This is a genomic window from Oceanobacillus sp. CAU 1775, from assembly GCF_054482815.1.
The window spans coordinates 55,880-72,379 of record NZ_JBTLRO010000003.1; the positions used below are offsets into that span (position 1 = coordinate 55,880).

A 16,500-nucleotide genomic window follows, 5' to 3' on the forward strand; every position below is an offset into this window, starting at 1 on the left:
AGTTAAACAAAGGAGTTGGATGGGATGGAGCCTATTGTTAAGGTTCAGAATTTAAAGAAATCATATAAAAAAAGAAGGTCGAATGAATATGTACATGCTGTTTCAGAAGTATCTTTCGAAGTTTACCCAGGGGAAATACTAGGTTTATTAGGGCCGAATGGAGCAGGGAAAACAACGACAATTAAGATGATCTGTGGGCTTTTGCGAGCAGATGAGGGCACAGTCCTAATTAAAGGAATGAACAATAAAGATAAACGATTGAAAGCTCTACAACATATCAGTGCTGTCTTAGAGGGGAATCGTAATTTGTATTGGCGTCTTACTGTAAGAGAAAACCTAGAATACTTTGCCGGCAACCGTGGTTTCTCTGTGAAGGATGTCAAAGAAAGAATTGAAGAATTACTTGAAAGCTTTAATTTGAAGTCAAAAGAAAATGAATTAGTAAATCGTCTTTCCCGTGGCATGCAGCAAAAGTTAGCAATTGCTGTTGCGATGCTAGCGGATAGTGATGTCATTTTACTTGATGAGCCGACATTAGGTCTTGATGTGGAAACAAGCTATGAAGTTAGAGAAATACTGAAAGATATCGTAAAAAAATATAACCGAACCATCATTATTAGTTCGCATGACATGGATGTTATTCAGGACATTTGTGAACGAACCGTCATTATCAATAAAGGTGAAATTGTTATTGATGATCGGGTTGAAAATTTAATGAAGCTGTTTGAAGTTCGCACATATAAATTAACTTTGGGTTCTATTTTAACTGTGGAACAAGAACAACTATTAAATGAAAAATTCCCTAGTTATAAATATGAATCTGAACAAATTCACCCAATAATTGAAGTTGATTTAATGGACACAGAAGAAATTTATGATTTATTCGATATTCTTAAACGTGCCAAAACTCCAGTAGAGGCAATTGACCGTGAGATGGTGAATTTTGAACAAATCTTTATAAAAATACTAAAGGGGGAAAAGGGAAATGGCTTGGCTCAATCTTCTTAAAGCAAACTTGAAAAAGGAATACCTCGAATTAAGACGGTACTTACCAAACACAATTGCAATGATACTTACTTTTTATATTATTTTCCTCGGTTTGTTTGGAGTCATTCAATTTGTAGGAGATCCATCGACACAGGATGCGAACACGCAGTATGTAATTGTTAATTACATATTTTGGTTTCTAACGATCACGATTATAAATAGTATTGGTTATGAAATTATTAATGAAGCAATGCGTGGAACTTTGGAGCAACTTTCGATGTCACCAATGGGGATTTGGCGGATTATGTCAGCGAGATTGCTTTCTACAACAATGATTAATTTAGTCATTGTAATCGTGTTATTATTTGTCTCAATGGCAACGGCTGGTCAATGGTTGAATATAGATATTCTTTCGATTGCGCCAATTATTATTTTAACGCTCATTAGCATGTTTGGGATTGGATTTATTATTGCCGGGATTTCGATTATCTTGAAGCAAGTGCAGGCGTTCTTACAAATTTTACAGTTTATTTTAATGGCTTTAGCATTTGTGCCTTTGTCAATTTCACCAGTTATGCAGTTTCTACCTTTTGTAAAAGGATTTGAAATGGTTCGTCAGGTGATGATTCAAGGAATGAGTCTCACACAGTTTTCTGCTTACGATTTTAGTGTATTAATTGTTACTGCAGTCTTTTATTTCGCAGTTGGTTTATCCGTATTTATTTATTGTGAAAGAGTTGCAATGGAAAAAGGCTTGTTAGCGCATTATTAATAGAAATCCACTTCAAAGTTGATGGCTTCTGAAGTGGATTTTTATGTTTATATGAAGGGCTGTTAAAAATTAATCTTGCCTAGAGGTAGAACCCGCTTCGGAAATATACTACGCTTTCCGCGGGCGGCTGGTGAGCTCCCTTGCGCGCTTTGCGCACTTCGGGATCTCACCTATGCCTTGCATCCCGCAGGAGTCTTCGTATATTTCCGAAGCTAATTTAGCGATTTTATTTTTGACTGGATGAAGTCTCAACAATTAGCTTTAACATAATCTAATATAAAAGATCCTTTAAGGTTATTTCTTTCTGTATGGGTACCTGCTTATACATCTTAGGTATAGTTGTCATAGGTTAGTAGTGAATCTATAATAGAAAGGAGTAATTATATGCGTCATCGTCATGGGCGGCATTGTGGCTGCCAACAGTGTAAAACAATTGTGCATCCAACAAAGCATAATTGTGTGAACAAATACTCGGAAAGCACGGTAAATCATGTGCATCCTTCTCACACTACTGTCATGAATCATCATTTGGTGAAGAATAATCATGTCTTCCCTCACTCAACTTCCGTGCAAAATACAATGAACAGCGTCGACCAGTTTGGTGGATCATTTAATGTACCAGCACCGAATCAAGTAGCAGGTGCCTTTAGTCCTCCAGGAGGTATGGGACCAGGTATGGGAATGGGACCAAACATGATGGGTCCAGGATCAATGGGAATAAATCCAAACATGGGTCCAGGTGGGCAAGTAATGGGTGCAACTTCCCCGCAATATGGAATGAATCATGGTGGAAAGTGGAATCATCAGGGTAAATGGTGCTAAGATAGAGAGAATGAAGGCTGGAGCAATATGCTACCAGCCTATTTTCTTAAAAGAGGTGATTCCGTGAAAGTACTTCACATTACGGGTTATAAATCTCTAGAGTTAGGAATCTTTAAAGAGGATGATCCGAAAGTATCGATTATTAAATATGCCATAAAAAAGAGGATTATTGGTTTTATTGAAGAAGGTTTAGAGTGGGTTATTGTTTCAGGACAAATGGGTGTAGAACTTTGGACTGCAGAAATCGTTCTAGATTTGAAGGAAGAATATGAGATTAATCTTGCTGTTTTCCCGCCCTTTGAAAACCAGGACAAGCGTTGGCCCGATAATCTAAAAGAAAAATATCAGGAAATTACAATGACAGCAGACTTTTTCAAACCATTATATCAAGGAGATTATAAAGCGCCGTATCAATTCCAAGCTAAAAATATGTGGTTAGTAGATAAAAGTGATGCGAGTTTGCTATTAATTGATGAAGAATATCCAGGAAGCGTGAAGTTTTTCTATGATGTTGCAAAGAAAGAAGAGGCTTATCCTGTATATCTTATTACCCCTTTAGACTTGGATGACATTGTCGAAGAACTGCGTATGCAAGACCCAGATTATTGGAGTAGTTAAATCAGTTGTATAAAAGGATGGAAGCGATACCTTTAAACAAGTATAATAGAATTAATAAACAAAGAAGGATGATAAATCAATGGAAAGTATCCTAAATATAATTTTAAGTTTCGTCGTATACATAGTACCATTTCTAATTTTGTACTTCGTAGTTGCTGCTGGTGTGAAAAAAGGTATTGACAGTTCCGAAGCAGGACGAGCAATTCTGGAAAAGCATCACGAGCGTAAAACGCTGAAAAAATAAATATCGCTTTTAGAATATCACTTTGTTAATTGCATTTATATAAGGGTATTCTGGAACTTATTTTTGAACTGACACTTATCAGATTAAGAATAGATAGGCTACAATAAGTCGGCTTAATTAGTTTGGTCGCTAATAAAACCGATCTATCGGTCAACAAAAAGCGAAAAGCCGAAATTGGTAGCCGATAGAACCAATCTATCGGTCAACAAAAATTGAAAAGCCGAAATTGATGGCCGGTAGAACCAATCTATCGGTTAACAAAAAGTGAAAAGCCGAAATTGGTAGCCGATAGAACCAATCTATCGGTCAACAAAAATTGAAAAGCTGAAATTGATGGCCGGTAGAACCAATCTATCGGTCAACAAAATTCGAAAAGCTGAAATTAGTGGCCGATAAAACCAATCTATCGGTCAACAAAAATCGAAAAGCCTAATTTGATGGCCGTCAGCACCATCCTAGCGATCAAAAAAGCTTAAAGAGCAATATGACCAACGGCGAGATTAGGAAGTCCTGTCTATTGTGGGTCACTAGTCGCCCTAGGATACACAAAATATATTTCTGAAGCGAGTTTATCCTCATGACGAAATTGAGCACTAACTACACCAAATCTTTAGAAAGTCAGGTGAGAGAAATAGATATTAAAATTCGAAAAATGAAGAAAAAAGATATTAAAGACGTCCGCCAAGTAGCCCAGTCTAGTTGGAGGACGACCTATGAAGAAATTATTCCACTACATATACAAGAAAATTTTCTTGCAAACGCATATAGCCCAAAAATGTTAAAGAAACGATTGAAAGATACAAATATTTTTGTTGCTGAAAAAGACAAAGAAATTATCGGATTTGCAAATTACTCTCCTGTTACAGAAGAAGGCAAGACAAATCTATACGCGATTTATTTATATAAAGAGCATCAAGGAGAAGGTATTGGAACAGCGTTTTTAGACAAGGGAATCCAGGAACTTGGTGCGAAAGAAATTGTTTTGAATGTTGAGAGACAAAATACTCCAGCACTTCAATTCTATGAAGCAAAAGGCTTTAAAAAGATTGCAGAATTTGATGATGATTTTGATGGCCATATTCTACATACTATTCGTATGTCATTAACAGTAAATGAATAATTTTTTCCCTCAGTAGTAATGAAAGATATATAGATAAAATATTTTTTCAGATGCCAAAGGAGGAATTAAGGTGAGTCACAAAACAGATATTGAAATCGCAGAGTCCGTCACACTAGAGAAAATAGAAACAATTGCAGAAGAAGCGGGAATTGAACGAAGTGATCTTGAGTTGTATGGGGATTATAAGGCAAAGGTGAGTTTTTCAGCCTTTGATCGTATGGTGGATAAACCAAACGGGAAGTTAATTCTTGTTTCAGCGATTAACCCAACACCCGCTGGAGAAGGGAAGACAACAACTGTTGTAGGTTTAGGGGATGCATTGAAACGAATTGGAAAGAAAGCAATGATTGCATTAAGAGAACCTTCATTGGGACCAGTTTTTGGAATGAAGGGTGGAGCTGCCGGTGGTGGTTATGCACAGGTTGTTCCGATGCAAGATATTAATTTGCACTTCACTGGAGACTTTCACGCGATTGGTGCAGCCAATAACTTACTTGCCGCATTGATCGATAATCATATTCACCAAGGAAATGAATTGAAAATTGATACGAAAAAAATTACTTGGAAACGCGTTGTTGATATGAATGATCGTCAACTTCGCTATATTGTGAATGGACTTAATGGAGAGAAAAATGGTGTTCCAAGAGAAGATGGTTTTGACATCACCGTTGCGTCAGAAATCATGGCGATTCTTTGTTTGGCAAATAATATTGAGGAACTAAAGGAAAAGATAAGAAATATCATTATCGGTTACACCTTTTTTGATGAACCAGTTACTGCAGGAGATCTGAATGCTCATGGAGCAATGGCAGCTTTATTAAAGGATGCTTTAAAACCAAATCTTGTGCAAACGCTAGAGAAAACACCAGCCCTGATTCATGGTGGGCCTTTTGCAAATATTGCACATGGTTGTAATAGTGTTATGGCAACAAAGCTAGCAATGAAATATGCAGATTATACAGTTACAGAAGCAGGATTTGGAGCGGATTTAGGTGCTGAGAAATTTATTGATATTAAAAGTAGATTATCAGGCTTAGCACCAGATGCAGCAGTAATTGTTGCGACCGTAAGAGCACTTAAAATGCATGGCGGGATTGCCAAGCATGAATTAGATACAGAAAATGTACCTGCTGTGGAGCATGGACTACCAAATCTATTGAAACATATTGAGAATATGCAAGATGTATTTGGAATACCAGCAGTTGTCGCCATTAACAAATTCCCTACAGATACAGACGCTGAAATTCATGTCATTAAGCATAAATGTGAAGAGATGGGTGTAAAAGTAGTGCTATCAGATGTCTGGGCCAAGGGTGGGGCAGGCGCAGAGGCATTAGCCCATGAAGTTGTTGAACTTTGCGAACAAGAAAGCACGTTAAAACATCCATATGACTTAGAGGATTCCATCACTACGAAAATGGAGAAGCTTGTTCAAAAGGTTTATGGAGGAACAGGGATTGAACTTTCAAAAGAAGCTGAGCGCGAAATCACTCGCCTTGTAACACTTGGTTACGATAAGTTGCCAATTTGTATGGCAAAGACTCAGTATTCTTTATCAGATGATCCAACAAAACTTGGTGCACCAACAGACTTTAATATTATGATTCAACGTGTAAGAGTTTCAGCTGGTGCAGGTTTTCTGGTTGTTTTGACAGGTGAGGTTATGACAATGCCTGGACTACCTAAAAAACCTGGAGCTGAAAGTATTGACGTGACGGCTGACGGTCAAATTATTGGACTTTTCTAAAGTGAATTGAGGGGTTTAATTGAATAAAAAAGAATTAAGAGAATTAGGAAAAGAAATTCTGTTAAATATCGCAGCTGAAGAGAAGCAAATAATTACTGAAAAAATGGTAAACGAATTATTTCTTTCAACCTTATGGAAAGAAGCAAAAACAATTGGTGTAACGGTTTCTACGGGATTTGAGTGGGATACAACACCAATTATCGAGCGCGCTTGGGAAGAAGGAAAATCCGTTGTTGTTCCTAAATGTATTCCAGAAATAAAACGTCTTGATTTTTACAGACTAAATAGTTTTAATCAATTGGAAGATAGCTTTTATAACTTGAGAGAGCCAAACCCTGCGCTTACAACTAAAGTTGAAAAGCAAGAAATCGAGTTGCTAATTGTGCCAGGCCTTATTTTTGATAAACAGGGGTATCGTGTTGGTTTTGGTGGAGGATATTATGATCGTTTTCTAACAGACTTTCCAAACAAAACAGTTTCCGTTTTTTATTCGGAGCAGCTAATTGATGAAGTCCCAAAAGCGTCCTACGACATAGCAGTCCAACATTTATTAACTGAAAAAGGTTTTGTATAAAAAAGAAGCAGTTCATTTAATTAATGAACTGCTTCTTTCTATACATTAAAGGGGGATTATCTCTCAATATCACGTTCTGACCCATTTTGAAACTCAACGTCAATATCGATATTAGATGCGTTCTCGGGAATATTGAATGCTTCCGTGATTTCTCTGATTATTTCATCGTCAGAAGATACATCATCAAAATTAAATGTTGTAAAAATACTATCTAACTTGTCCATCGCTTCATCACCAGTAAGATCGATGTCTTGAGATTTATCAACATATTTTGCCTCTGTCCCGTCAGCATCTGTTTCAAATTCAACATCAATCACATCTTCATCTTGATCAACATCAACTTCTAAACTAAATTCAACAAAATTATAGCGATCATTTACATCTGAATTGTTGTCTGAACCTTCAGTGGTATCGTTATCAGCTGTACCTTCCTCACCAGTAGTATCTGTATCATTTTCATCTGAAACTTCTCCACTCGTGTCACCATCTCCTGGTAATGGTTCGGTTACTTCTTCGTCATCGTTACATGCAACTAGAAATAATGTTGTGGCAATAAATAATACTGCAATAAAGAACTTTTTCATGTAGTCTACTTCCTTTCATCTTCTTGTTGTCTGTATTAACATATCCTTTTTTATATAAAATTAAACACAATTACCTGTATATTTCAGTTCGTCTTTAAATCTTAATTGGTTTGTAAAGGTTCTAAAGATTGTTAGCTTAATGAAAGAGTGGTAAAATTATATACTGCTAAATGTGTTTTATATTTAAGAAAGAAGGCTTCATATATGGGAGAAAGTTTAAATAATAATCAAACGCCGGAGATAAAACGTGTTCCTTTAGTAATTGTTTTAATTACAGGTGCGTTCGTGGCAATTTTAAATCAGACTTTACTGGGGACCGCTCTTCCAGTAATTATGGTTGATTTAAATATAGATGAAAATACGGTTCAGTGGCTTCAGTCCAGTTTTATGCTTGTAAATGGAATCATGATTCCGATTACGGCTTTTTTAATTGGTCGATTTACAACGAGGGGGCTTTTCCTCACGGCGATGACTCTCTTTTCCTTAGGGACACTAACAGCCGCCCTTTCATTCAACTTTGAAATATTACTGATGGGTAGGATTCTTCAAGCCGCTGGTGCTGGGATAATGATGCCTTTAATGCAGACTATTCTTATGCTGATTTTCCCAATTGAAAGACGTGGAGCAGCGATGGGGATGTTTGGATTAGTCATTGCATTTGCCCCGGCGATTGGTCCGACGTTATCAGGTTATATTGTTGAAATGGCATCTTGGAAAGTGCTCTTCTGGATGATACTTCCGATTGCAATCATTGATATTATCCTTGCTTATTTTATATTAAAAAATGTAACGAAGAAAACAAATCCAAAACTGGATGTATTATCTATCATTCTTTCCACATTTGGTTTCGGTGGAATCCTTTATGCCTTTAGTATTGCGGGCAGTAGTGGCTGGACGAGTCTAGAAGTTATCCTCGGAATGGGTATAGGGATTATCACTCTCGTATGGTTTATTTTACGACAGCTCAACCTTGAAGAACCGATCTTAGAGTTTAGAGTATTAAAGTATAAAATGTTTATGATTTCAACCATTATTGGGATGGTAGCATTTATTTCCATGATAGGAGCAGCTGTTGTTTTACCGCTCTATATGCAAAATATGCTCGGCTATTCTCCGTCACTATCAGGACTTGCTTTAATGGCTGGTGCTGTCCTGCATGGGATCTTGAATCCATTTACGGGAAGGTTATTCGATAGATATGGGGCCAGGTGGCTTGCGATAAGTGGTTCATTACTTATGGCAGTCGGAACCTTAATGCTCACCGTGCTATCCACGGAGACGTCCTTTATTTATCTAGCTACAACCCACACATTAAGAATGGTTGGGATTTCCATGGTAATGATGCCTGTAACTACGGCAGGGTTAAACGTATTGCCAAATGATTTAATTGCTCATGGAGCTGCTGTGAACAATACATTGCGACAAGTTGCAGGTGCAATTGGAACAGCATTGCCGATTACAATTATGACACGAACTGCAATCCCTGGAGAAGGCGTTGAAGGACTGATTCATGGTGTGAATGTTTCCTTTATTTTCGCAGGAGTTATTTCCGTTATTGGACTCGTACTCTCGTTTTATATTAAAGATCGAAAACCACGGAAACTTACATCAAAATAAAACCACGTCTGCAGAAGTTGACTACTTTTGCAGACGTGGTTTTTTATTGCTTATCTTCGGTTACAAGATCAATTTTACCTGTTTCTGGATCAATAACTAATCCATGTACTTTTATTCCTTTTGGAAGGAGGGGGTGATTACGAATAATCCCTACACTTTGTTCGACGGATTCCTCGACGGTATCAAATCCGTGAAACTCTTCTTCAAGATGAATCCCACTATGTTCTAATGTATCAATTATTTCTTGCCCAATCCCTCGTTCAAGCATACTGTTTCGAAGTGCTTCAATATCTACATCTGACATGCCACAATCATGGTGTCCAATAACTAAGACTTGTTCTGCCTTAAGTTTGTAGATAGAAACAAGAATACTCTTCATAATACTATCGAAGGGTTTTCGGATGATTGCACCAGCATTTTTAATGATTTTTGCGTCACCATTTTTAAGATTTATAGCTTGGTGAAGGAGTTCTAATAACCGCGCTTCCATACATGTGAAAATAACCATTTTCTTATTTGGAAACGTATCTGTTTTATATGCTTCGTAATTTTTATTCTCCACAAATTTTTTGTTATAATCTAGCATTTCATGTAAGTTCATTACTATTTCTCCTAACTCCTAAAATTTTTATGAAAAAAGTATTTAATAAAATATATCACACTTTTCAAAAATAGTAGAAGTGTAAGGAACAAATAAGAGATAAATGTCGGGGTATACATAAGTTATTTATTTTTTATATTAATTTTCAATTTTAAATAAGAGTAATTATGTGCTTAACCGTCGCTCCGAAAAAAAATATGCTTCGCTTTCCGCGGGCTCGCGATATGCTTCCTCGGAGGAAAACCACTTCCTGCGGGATCATATCGTCTTCGCTTTCCAGCTGGAGTCTACGCATATTTTTTTCTCCGCTATGTTTTGCTCACTAAGTTACATTTAATTATTTATCTAATTTAGGAAATGCATAAGTCGATCAACAGTTTTACTTCCAATCATGTTGTGTAATTACTAAACAATAATTAAAAAGCATATTAAAAATATTTAATGGGAGTAGCCCCGATGCACCGAAGCTCACCAGCCGCCCACGGAAAGCGAAGGTGCATCGGGGCTACGGACTTCCATGAAAGGTCACTTCCTCTTAATTAATGTAATCAACACTTTCTATTTAACCACCAAAATACTATCGATTTATGAATCCATTTGTGGAGGATAGTTCTCCTTTGAGTTGTTTGATGATTACATCTGTTCCTTGTAGCCAGCTATTAAAGTCAAAAATAATTGGCAATCGGTTGTTTCCAAAGGATATCCAGGCTTGCATTTCATGTGGTAAATATGCTGCGGTATGAATGGTGCCTGCCCAAGCTCCATATTTATGTGAAAATACTCCTTGCTCTTCATTATTCATCAATTGGTAAGCATCATAAGGTGTTTCAATTGTATCTTGTTGACTAGCAATATTATCGTAGCGCTCTAAAGATTCATCCACACGGTAGCGATTTTCTTTTGTTAAATTGTCAAAATGGTTGGTACATGCAAATCCTTCGTGAAATAAAACTTCATTTGCAGAGGCTTCTACTACTACAGATTTACCAGAAGCTTCATGTATCATATAATTGAAAGAATGACGATGTGGTATTTCTTTTAAAAGCTCCACAGCCTCATCTGTTGTTGCGGCTTTTTCTAGAATAATTCTACCGATCATATTACAAATAAAGCCGTCATCCGAACGTAAGCGATTGACGAAATTATAACCAACGGAAAGACCTTTTTCGTTCATCCCATCTGTTCTACCAGTTATTTGCATGGATGGTCCTATTGATGCGTAGCCACCATCTGTAGGTTGATAAAGAACATATCTACCTTCATAGGAGGCTGGGTCGCTATCATAATTACGGATCATATAATTTTCCCCTGCGGTAATCGAACAGCCGCTTTTACCATATTCTAAATAATAACCGCCAAATTCGCGAATAGCTGCATCCATGTCAATTTCTAATGCGTCAGCTAAACCGATTAGTTCCTCCCAGATTCCTGAATGAAAATATTTCATAATGGGCTCTATTTTATTTCTATCAATAATGAAATGGCGAGAATTCTTTTTCCATTGTCGTTTCCTAGCTTTTAAAATTGGGGAATCGATTAAATCTAAGCCTTGGCTATATCCAAAATCATAATGACTCCCACGGAATTGTTTTACATCACTAAATACTTTTTGCATAAAATCCCTCATTTTTTATTCCTAATAAAAGCATACTATATCTATTCAGAAGAAAGAAATGATGCGCTTATCAAAAGAATATTTCAGTATTTTGCTGTTGTTTGATAAAGTATAGGTAGAGCATTCAAATGCGAGGGGGGATGGATCGTGGGAAGAAATATCTTAGTTGCCTATGATGGGTCGGAATTAAGTAAGCAAGCAATCATTGAGGCGAAACGACAAACTGCAGTGGGCAAAGAGGGAATTATATATATTGCTACTGTTGTAACACCAGGGATTTCGAGTAACAATACTGCTGTCGCGGGGAATCTCTCCATGAAGGATACGGAATTAATATTTCCAGAATTAGAGAGTGTAAAGAATGAATTGGTTGCTGAGGGATATCTCGTGCATTCGGAAATCCTTACAGACTTCTCACAAAAGAATCCAGGTGTAGCCATTTGTGATTTCGCAGAGGAGAAGGACATCGATCTAATTATTGTTGGTAATCGGGGCTTAAGTAATCTCAGGAAAATGATTTTAGGAAGTGTAAGTAATGCTATTGTTCAAAGAGCTAGCTGTAAAGTGCTAGTTATAAAATAAATGGCTATGTTAAGGTTTATCGTTGATATATCAACTTATAAGAATAAGAAGTGTAAATTGAGCTTCGGAAATATACGTAGACTCCAGCGGGATGGAAGGCTCACCAGCCGCTCGCCAAGCGTGCGTATATTTCCGAAGCGGGATTAACCTCAAAACAACATTGAACTTTAACATCGCCAAATAAATAAAAGAAATGAAGAGGAGAATGAAATTGGCAGATTTTAAATATGAAATTATTGAAACGATTGCAGTAATATCTGAGTCTTCAACAGGGTGGACAAAGGAGTTAAACTTAATCAGCTGGAATGGAAGAGAACCGAAGTATGATTTAAGAGACTGGGCTCCTGACCATGAGAAAATGGGCAAAGGCATTACACTTAGTAAAGAAGAAATACTTAAATTAAAAGAGAGCTTAGCAGACTTTAGCTAAGCTTTTCTTTTTCGGTATTTTTAATTGAGAAGTTAAATTTTTGCTCTGACTCGAGCACACCTTCTGTATACGTTCTTTCAATAAAATCAACATTATTGTTATTATCAATCAACAAGACAGTCGCTGATCGTGTACCATATTCTGGTGTTTTGATAAAAGATGCGGATAAACTTCGCTCTAATTCAGCACCTATTCCTGTGTCTGGTAAATCACTGTCAGGTGCTTGCTCCGCGTTTTCTAGTATTTCGAAAAGTTTATTAGGATCAAGGTTTTCCTCATTTGTCACGTAATGATTCAAATTGGTTTTGCCTTTGACGACCTTTGGCCATGGAGTATTTAATGTATCGTTACTCAAACTATGCGTACCAGGTGTAACTTCAGAAATTACGTTATACAGATTGTTATAATGGAATAACTTCTCAGAATCGCCGACTAAAATATTGAAGCCAGCATAACTATCTTTATTCTTTCTTATTTCCTCGAGGTAATCGACGGGAGATACAGATTGATTTAAGAAACCACTAACAATTCCTCCGCGTGACTTTTTATCTTTTCCTTCAAGTGATAAATCACGAATGTTTGTAAGAGCTGCAAATCTTCCTGTTTTTGTAACCCCAAGCCAAGTGCCTTTTTGTAATAAGTCGCGACCTGCTAAGAGCTCGGACGCATCTGGCCAGAAATGTGCTTTGTCTGTTGGACGTCCATAAAATTCATCTCGATTTGCTGCGATAACCAGTTTATATTTTGGATGCTTTTGTAAATGAAAATTTATTAAACACATACGAATCACCTCTCTTATAATTATACGTTGCTCTGATGAAGTAGCCAACTTATTCGATTGATAACATGAGGTTTATTTGGAAAAAATTGTGGAATAGTTAGCTATATAGATAGTTTCATAAGCTGTTAGGTTGGAGGTTATAATAATGATGGATAATGTATGGATGTATATCCTAATAGGAATAATTATTGCAGTATGTATTTTTGGAGTAATTGCAACGCTTAGAGTTTCAAAGAGAAAAGAAAGGTTACAAGAGGAACGCCGTAGAAGAGGCGACACTTTCGAAGATGAAGTCGAACGTTCCCATGAATATGAAGAAAGATCATTAAGAAGAAATCTACCGAATTTAATTCGAATTGTTGTAATTGGTATCGTTGTTTTCGCTATTGCATATTACGTAATTGGATATTTCTCTGGGTAGGCAGATTTGAAGCCATATGATATCAACAAACGTCATATGGCTTTTGTTATGAGATGAATTCTTTCTCTAAGTTATGTTACGATAGATTTATCATTTATTGCTAGCTTAGGAGAGTTGAAATGTACCGGAATTCTGAGAAGTTTTTAACTGCGTTTAATCGGATTGAAAAAGAATTAAGAGCGATAATTAATAATGGAAGAAGTATTGGTTTTTCCAAGATGGTACGAATGTTAAAAAACCATGATGCAATCATTGGAAGATATAGCGATGACTTATTGGAATTCGCCGAGCTTCGTAATGCAATTGTACATAATAAGACAGCTGTCACACATGCTATTGCAGAGCCACATGATTCAGTCGTTGAACAGATTGAATTAATTGAAAGAGAATTACTTGAACCACGAAAAGTATCACCACAATTTATTAAAAAGGTCATATCTTTTCAAAAAAATGAACCTGTTACACATTTGCTAGCAACGATTCATGAGAAAAAGATAACGAAATTTCCTATTTATGATAACGGGAAATTTATTGGACTAATTAGTCAGCATGCACTTACGTTTTGGCTTGCGGGAAATATGTTTGAATCAGAGAATTACCCAATCAATGCAAAAATCGAAGAAATTTTAAGATTTGAAACGAATGGCAATTATTTATTTATCCCTGAAGATACTACCGTTTTAGAAGCAGTTGAAATTTTTAAAAAGCAGGTTGGCAAGGGGCATCGATTGGAAGCATTACTCATTACACCCACCGGAAAAAGAAATGAAAAACTAGTTGGAATCGTTACAAACATTGATATCATGGGGTTAGAGTGATAACTTAGTAAAAATAGTCGAAAATTCCCATTGATTTACTTTCGGAAAAGAGCTATGATATTTTTACAAGCTGCAATGTTCGTATTGAATTAAGTTTTAACCTCTAAATGATGAATAGGGAGTTTTACATTGGAATTGGAATGTCGCGCCGTCACTGAACGGAAGACAGGAAGGTTTCTGCAAACACCCACTTTTTACAAGTGGTGGTTTAAAACTTTTTATTTCTAAAATACGGCAATTGTGGCCTGTATTACATAAGCATTTGAAACTAACCTAACTTTAATGGGTTAGTTTTTTTATTTTGTCTAAAAAGAATAGACTTTATTCTAAAGTTTGCATATAATCTTAGCAAGAGAGATAGATATTAATCGTCGGTTTTTAGGGGTGTACTTTTATGGGAAGTATTTTGTCGTCGCTTGATAATTATTTAATACTAATTGGGTTAGCATTATTAACTGGAATCATTTATTGGGTGTTCGCCAAATTTAGAATTGGAGCAGCTTTAGTAATTATTTTATCCTTAGCCGGACCAATCCTTGTGCTTTTACTTGCAGCACAACGGGTAGATTCAACTCCAGTCTATGAATATATCATGGCAGAAATTAGTAACGGAAATACGTGGGCAAGACTTGCGGTACTCATACATGTTTATTTAATCGGTTGGCTTCTTTTTATCTTAATAAGTTCTATTATAAAATTTGTTCGCTCTCCTTGGCTAAAGGAAAAAGTCGAAAAGTTCCGTACAAGTAATACATAAAAAAATATATAGCTATTTAAAGCAAACTATTAAATTGTTATATGTTTTGCATAATCATGTTTATATTTTCGATAAAACTCTATCATTGGTTCGATCGTCTCTTTCAAGTCAGGACAGCGAATACCTGATTCCGCTAAGTCTTTTTGTGCTTGGGATGAATCATAAGCTGTATCGTAAATAAAATAATCAAGTGCTTCTTGCTCAACCTGCAAGAGTCTCTGAACCGTCTTGGATTGCATTGGTAGGCTGGCTAATGAAAGTGGCAACTCTCCTTTAGGCGTTCTACCAAGATAAGCCTCTGAAAACATTTTGTATAATTCCCGCATTGTGTAAGGATTAGGGTCAGTTAAATGATAAGTTTTACCAGTTCCTTTTGGTGAAAAACTCAAATAACTCGTAGCTTTTAAAACATAATCTGAAGGAACAAAATTGCCTTCCACATCACCTTTTCCTAAATAAGGAATCACTGGCGAAGAGGAGAGACTATCTAATAAATTCAGTAAAAAATAAAGGCCATCGAATTTAATCGTATGTCCAGTTACGGAATCTCCTTTTACAATACCAGGTCGAATGATAGTGATAGGCACTGTAGGCTTTAATGCTTCAACATATATTTCTGCTTCGAATTTTGTTGCTTCATAATGATTTTTAAAACTTTGATTCGCCTCTAAATCGGTTTCATAAATTTTACCTTCTCTTTTACCAGAAACATAAGCGGTACTGAAATAAATATAGCGTTCCAAGTTTTTAAGTTTTCGGACCCATTCATTTACGTTTTTTGTTCCAATAACGTTGACTTGGTAAGCAATTTCTTCTTTCACTGCTAAGTCATAAACTGCTGCAAAATGAAATACATGTGTAACGGTTTCATTTAAAACAGGCAAAACTGCAGGATCAATAGCTAGGTGTTCCTTTGTAATATCTCCTGTAAGCAGTGTAAATTGCTCTGGCTTTAATGCATTACTTTTAATAAAGTATTCCAATTCTCTACTAGCAGTTACTTCTTCATGAGGTAAAACGAGTAGGTAGATTTGCTTTAGATCTTTTTCATGATCCTCGAAAAGTTGACGGATAAAATTTCTAGCTAAAAAGCCTGGGTAACCTGTAATAAAAATGGTATGTTTCACTCGTGCTCCCCCTTTCAAAACTCTTTTTACTTGAAATCACTATAGATTGCAATAACCGTATATATTCTATATAATTATAATAATTCACATAATATAATTAAGCAATGAAGAGCAACAGGATAAATTTTACATGGACTCCTGACTTGGATAGGTACACGATATCTTAAGTTTTAAAAAATAGCATAAGATGTAATTGGTGACATGTAATAATTGTAGGGTTAACTATGTGAGCATGGAAATATTATCACATAATTTTACCCGCGTCTTTATCGTTTATAGCGAT

The 16,500-nt window shown here is 36.2% G+C and carries 19 protein-coding genes and 1 other RNA gene; 15 read left to right on the top strand and 5 right to left on the bottom strand.

The window, feature by feature from the left end; genetic code table 11:
- Positions 1 to 24: 24 nt before the first annotated feature.
- From ACXYMZ_RS06390 to ACXYMZ_RS06425, 8 genes are all read left to right on the top strand, one after another.
- A complete protein-coding gene (locus ACXYMZ_RS06390; protein WP_458947552.1) occupies positions 25 to 1,008 on the top strand; it encodes an ABC transporter ATP-binding protein in 984 nt (327 codons plus the stop codon).
- The gene (locus ACXYMZ_RS06395) at positions 986 to 1,759 is read left to right on the top strand and encodes an ABC transporter permease (RefSeq protein ID WP_458947553.1); all 774 of its coding nucleotides are present in this window, start codon (positions 986 to 988) and stop codon (positions 1,757 to 1,759) included. Before ACXYMZ_RS06390 ends, ACXYMZ_RS06395 begins: the two co-directional genes overlap by 23 nt.
- A 384-nt stretch (positions 1,760 to 2,143) precedes the next feature.
- Positions 2,144 to 2,581, top strand: coding sequence for a CotD family spore coat protein (locus ACXYMZ_RS06400; RefSeq protein ID WP_458947554.1), 438 nt, complete (start codon positions 2,144 to 2,146; stop codon positions 2,579 to 2,581).
- Positions 2,582 to 2,644: 63 nt separating this feature from the next.
- On the top strand, positions 2,645 to 3,199 hold the full coding sequence (locus ACXYMZ_RS06405) for an SLOG family protein (protein ID WP_458947555.1): 555 nt from the start codon (positions 2,645 to 2,647) through the stop codon (positions 3,197 to 3,199).
- Positions 3,200 to 3,278: 79 nt separating this feature from the next.
- Positions 3,279 to 3,443 (top strand): hypothetical protein, encoded by a 165-nt coding sequence (locus tag ACXYMZ_RS06410; protein ID WP_458947556.1) that lies wholly within the window; start codon positions 3,279 to 3,281, stop codon positions 3,441 to 3,443.
- Positions 3,444 to 4,095: 652 nt separating this feature from the next.
- A complete protein-coding gene (locus ACXYMZ_RS06415; protein WP_458947557.1) occupies positions 4,096 to 4,563 on the top strand; it encodes a GNAT family N-acetyltransferase in 468 nt (155 codons plus the stop codon).
- Positions 4,564 to 4,633: 70 nt separating this feature from the next.
- Positions 4,634 to 6,310, top strand: a complete 1,677-nt coding sequence (locus tag ACXYMZ_RS06420; RefSeq protein ID WP_458947558.1) for a formate--tetrahydrofolate ligase — start codon at positions 4,634 to 4,636, stop codon at positions 6,308 to 6,310.
- 19 nt (positions 6,311 to 6,329) lie between these two features.
- Positions 6,330 to 6,884, top strand: coding sequence for a 5-formyltetrahydrofolate cyclo-ligase (locus ACXYMZ_RS06425; RefSeq protein ID WP_458947559.1), 555 nt, complete (start codon positions 6,330 to 6,332; stop codon positions 6,882 to 6,884).
- A 56-nt stretch (positions 6,885 to 6,940) separates the two neighbouring features.
- On the opposite strand, the gene ACXYMZ_RS06430 is transcribed toward ACXYMZ_RS06425, so the two are convergent.
- Positions 6,941 to 7,468: a YusW family protein gene (locus ACXYMZ_RS06430; RefSeq protein WP_458947560.1), complete on the bottom strand. Its 528-nt coding sequence runs from the start codon at positions 7,466 to 7,468 to the stop codon at positions 6,941 to 6,943.
- Between the two features lie 204 nt (positions 7,469 to 7,672).
- Here ACXYMZ_RS06430 and ACXYMZ_RS06435 point away from each other — a divergent pair, with 204 nt between their 5' ends.
- Positions 7,673 to 9,085 carry an MDR family MFS transporter gene (locus tag ACXYMZ_RS06435; protein WP_458947561.1) on the top strand — a complete coding sequence of 471 codons (1,413 nt, stop codon included), beginning with the start codon at positions 7,673 to 7,675 and terminating at the stop codon, positions 9,083 to 9,085.
- Positions 9,086 to 9,128: 43 nt separating this feature from the next.
- Here ACXYMZ_RS06435 and ACXYMZ_RS06440 read toward each other — a convergent pair whose 3' ends face one another.
- Together ACXYMZ_RS06440 and ACXYMZ_RS06445 are read right to left on the bottom strand one after the other, a co-directional pair.
- Complete coding sequence (locus tag ACXYMZ_RS06440) at positions 9,129 to 9,686, bottom strand: beta-class carbonic anhydrase (RefSeq protein ID WP_458947562.1); 558 nt, start codon at positions 9,684 to 9,686, stop codon at positions 9,129 to 9,131.
- Between the two features lie 577 nt (positions 9,687 to 10,263).
- Positions 10,264 to 11,301, bottom strand: a complete 1,038-nt coding sequence (locus ACXYMZ_RS06445; RefSeq protein ID WP_458947563.1) for a C45 family autoproteolytic acyltransferase/hydolase — start codon at positions 11,299 to 11,301, stop codon at positions 10,264 to 10,266.
- 147 nt (positions 11,302 to 11,448) lie between these two features.
- Between ACXYMZ_RS06445 and ACXYMZ_RS06450 the strand changes: the two genes are divergently transcribed.
- Together ACXYMZ_RS06450 and ACXYMZ_RS06455 are read left to right on the top strand one after the other, a co-directional pair.
- Positions 11,449 to 11,883: a universal stress protein gene (locus tag ACXYMZ_RS06450; protein ID WP_458947564.1), complete on the top strand. Its 435-nt coding sequence runs from the start codon at positions 11,449 to 11,451 to the stop codon at positions 11,881 to 11,883.
- Positions 11,884 to 12,094: 211 nt separating this feature from the next.
- A complete protein-coding gene (locus tag ACXYMZ_RS06455) occupies positions 12,095 to 12,313 on the top strand; it encodes a YdbC family protein (RefSeq protein ID WP_458947565.1) in 219 nt (72 codons plus the stop codon).
- On the opposite strand, the gene ACXYMZ_RS06460 is transcribed toward ACXYMZ_RS06455, so the two are convergent.
- Positions 12,306 to 13,094 (bottom strand): NRDE family protein, encoded by a 789-nt coding sequence (locus tag ACXYMZ_RS06460; RefSeq protein ID WP_458947566.1) that lies wholly within the window; start codon positions 13,092 to 13,094, stop codon positions 12,306 to 12,308. The two genes, ACXYMZ_RS06455 and ACXYMZ_RS06460, sit on opposite strands and share 8 nt — an antisense overlap.
- A gap of 145 nt (positions 13,095 to 13,239) precedes the next feature.
- Here ACXYMZ_RS06460 and ACXYMZ_RS06465 point away from each other — a divergent pair, with 145 nt between their 5' ends.
- From ACXYMZ_RS06465 to ACXYMZ_RS06480, 4 genes are all read left to right on the top strand, one after another.
- Positions 13,240 to 13,515, top strand: coding sequence for a hypothetical protein (locus tag ACXYMZ_RS06465; RefSeq protein WP_458947567.1), 276 nt, complete (start codon positions 13,240 to 13,242; stop codon positions 13,513 to 13,515).
- A gap of 119 nt (positions 13,516 to 13,634) precedes the next feature.
- Positions 13,635 to 14,333, top strand: a complete 699-nt coding sequence (locus ACXYMZ_RS06470; protein ID WP_458947568.1) for a CBS domain-containing protein — start codon at positions 13,635 to 13,637, stop codon at positions 14,331 to 14,333.
- 64 nt (positions 14,334 to 14,397) lie between these two features.
- Positions 14,398 to 14,584, top strand: a non-coding RNA gene (gene ssrS / locus ACXYMZ_RS06475) — 6S RNA.
- A gap of 143 nt (positions 14,585 to 14,727) precedes the next feature.
- Positions 14,728 to 15,090 carry a hypothetical protein gene (locus ACXYMZ_RS06480; RefSeq protein WP_458947569.1) on the top strand — a complete coding sequence of 121 codons (363 nt, stop codon included), beginning with the start codon at positions 14,728 to 14,730 and terminating at the stop codon, positions 15,088 to 15,090.
- Positions 15,091 to 15,119: 29 nt separating this feature from the next.
- Here ACXYMZ_RS06480 and ACXYMZ_RS06485 read toward each other — a convergent pair whose 3' ends face one another.
- Entirely contained in the window at positions 15,120 to 16,217 is a 1,098-nt protein-coding gene (locus ACXYMZ_RS06485) for an SDR family oxidoreductase (RefSeq protein ID WP_458947570.1), read from the bottom strand.
- Positions 16,218 to 16,500: the final 283 nt, after the last annotated feature.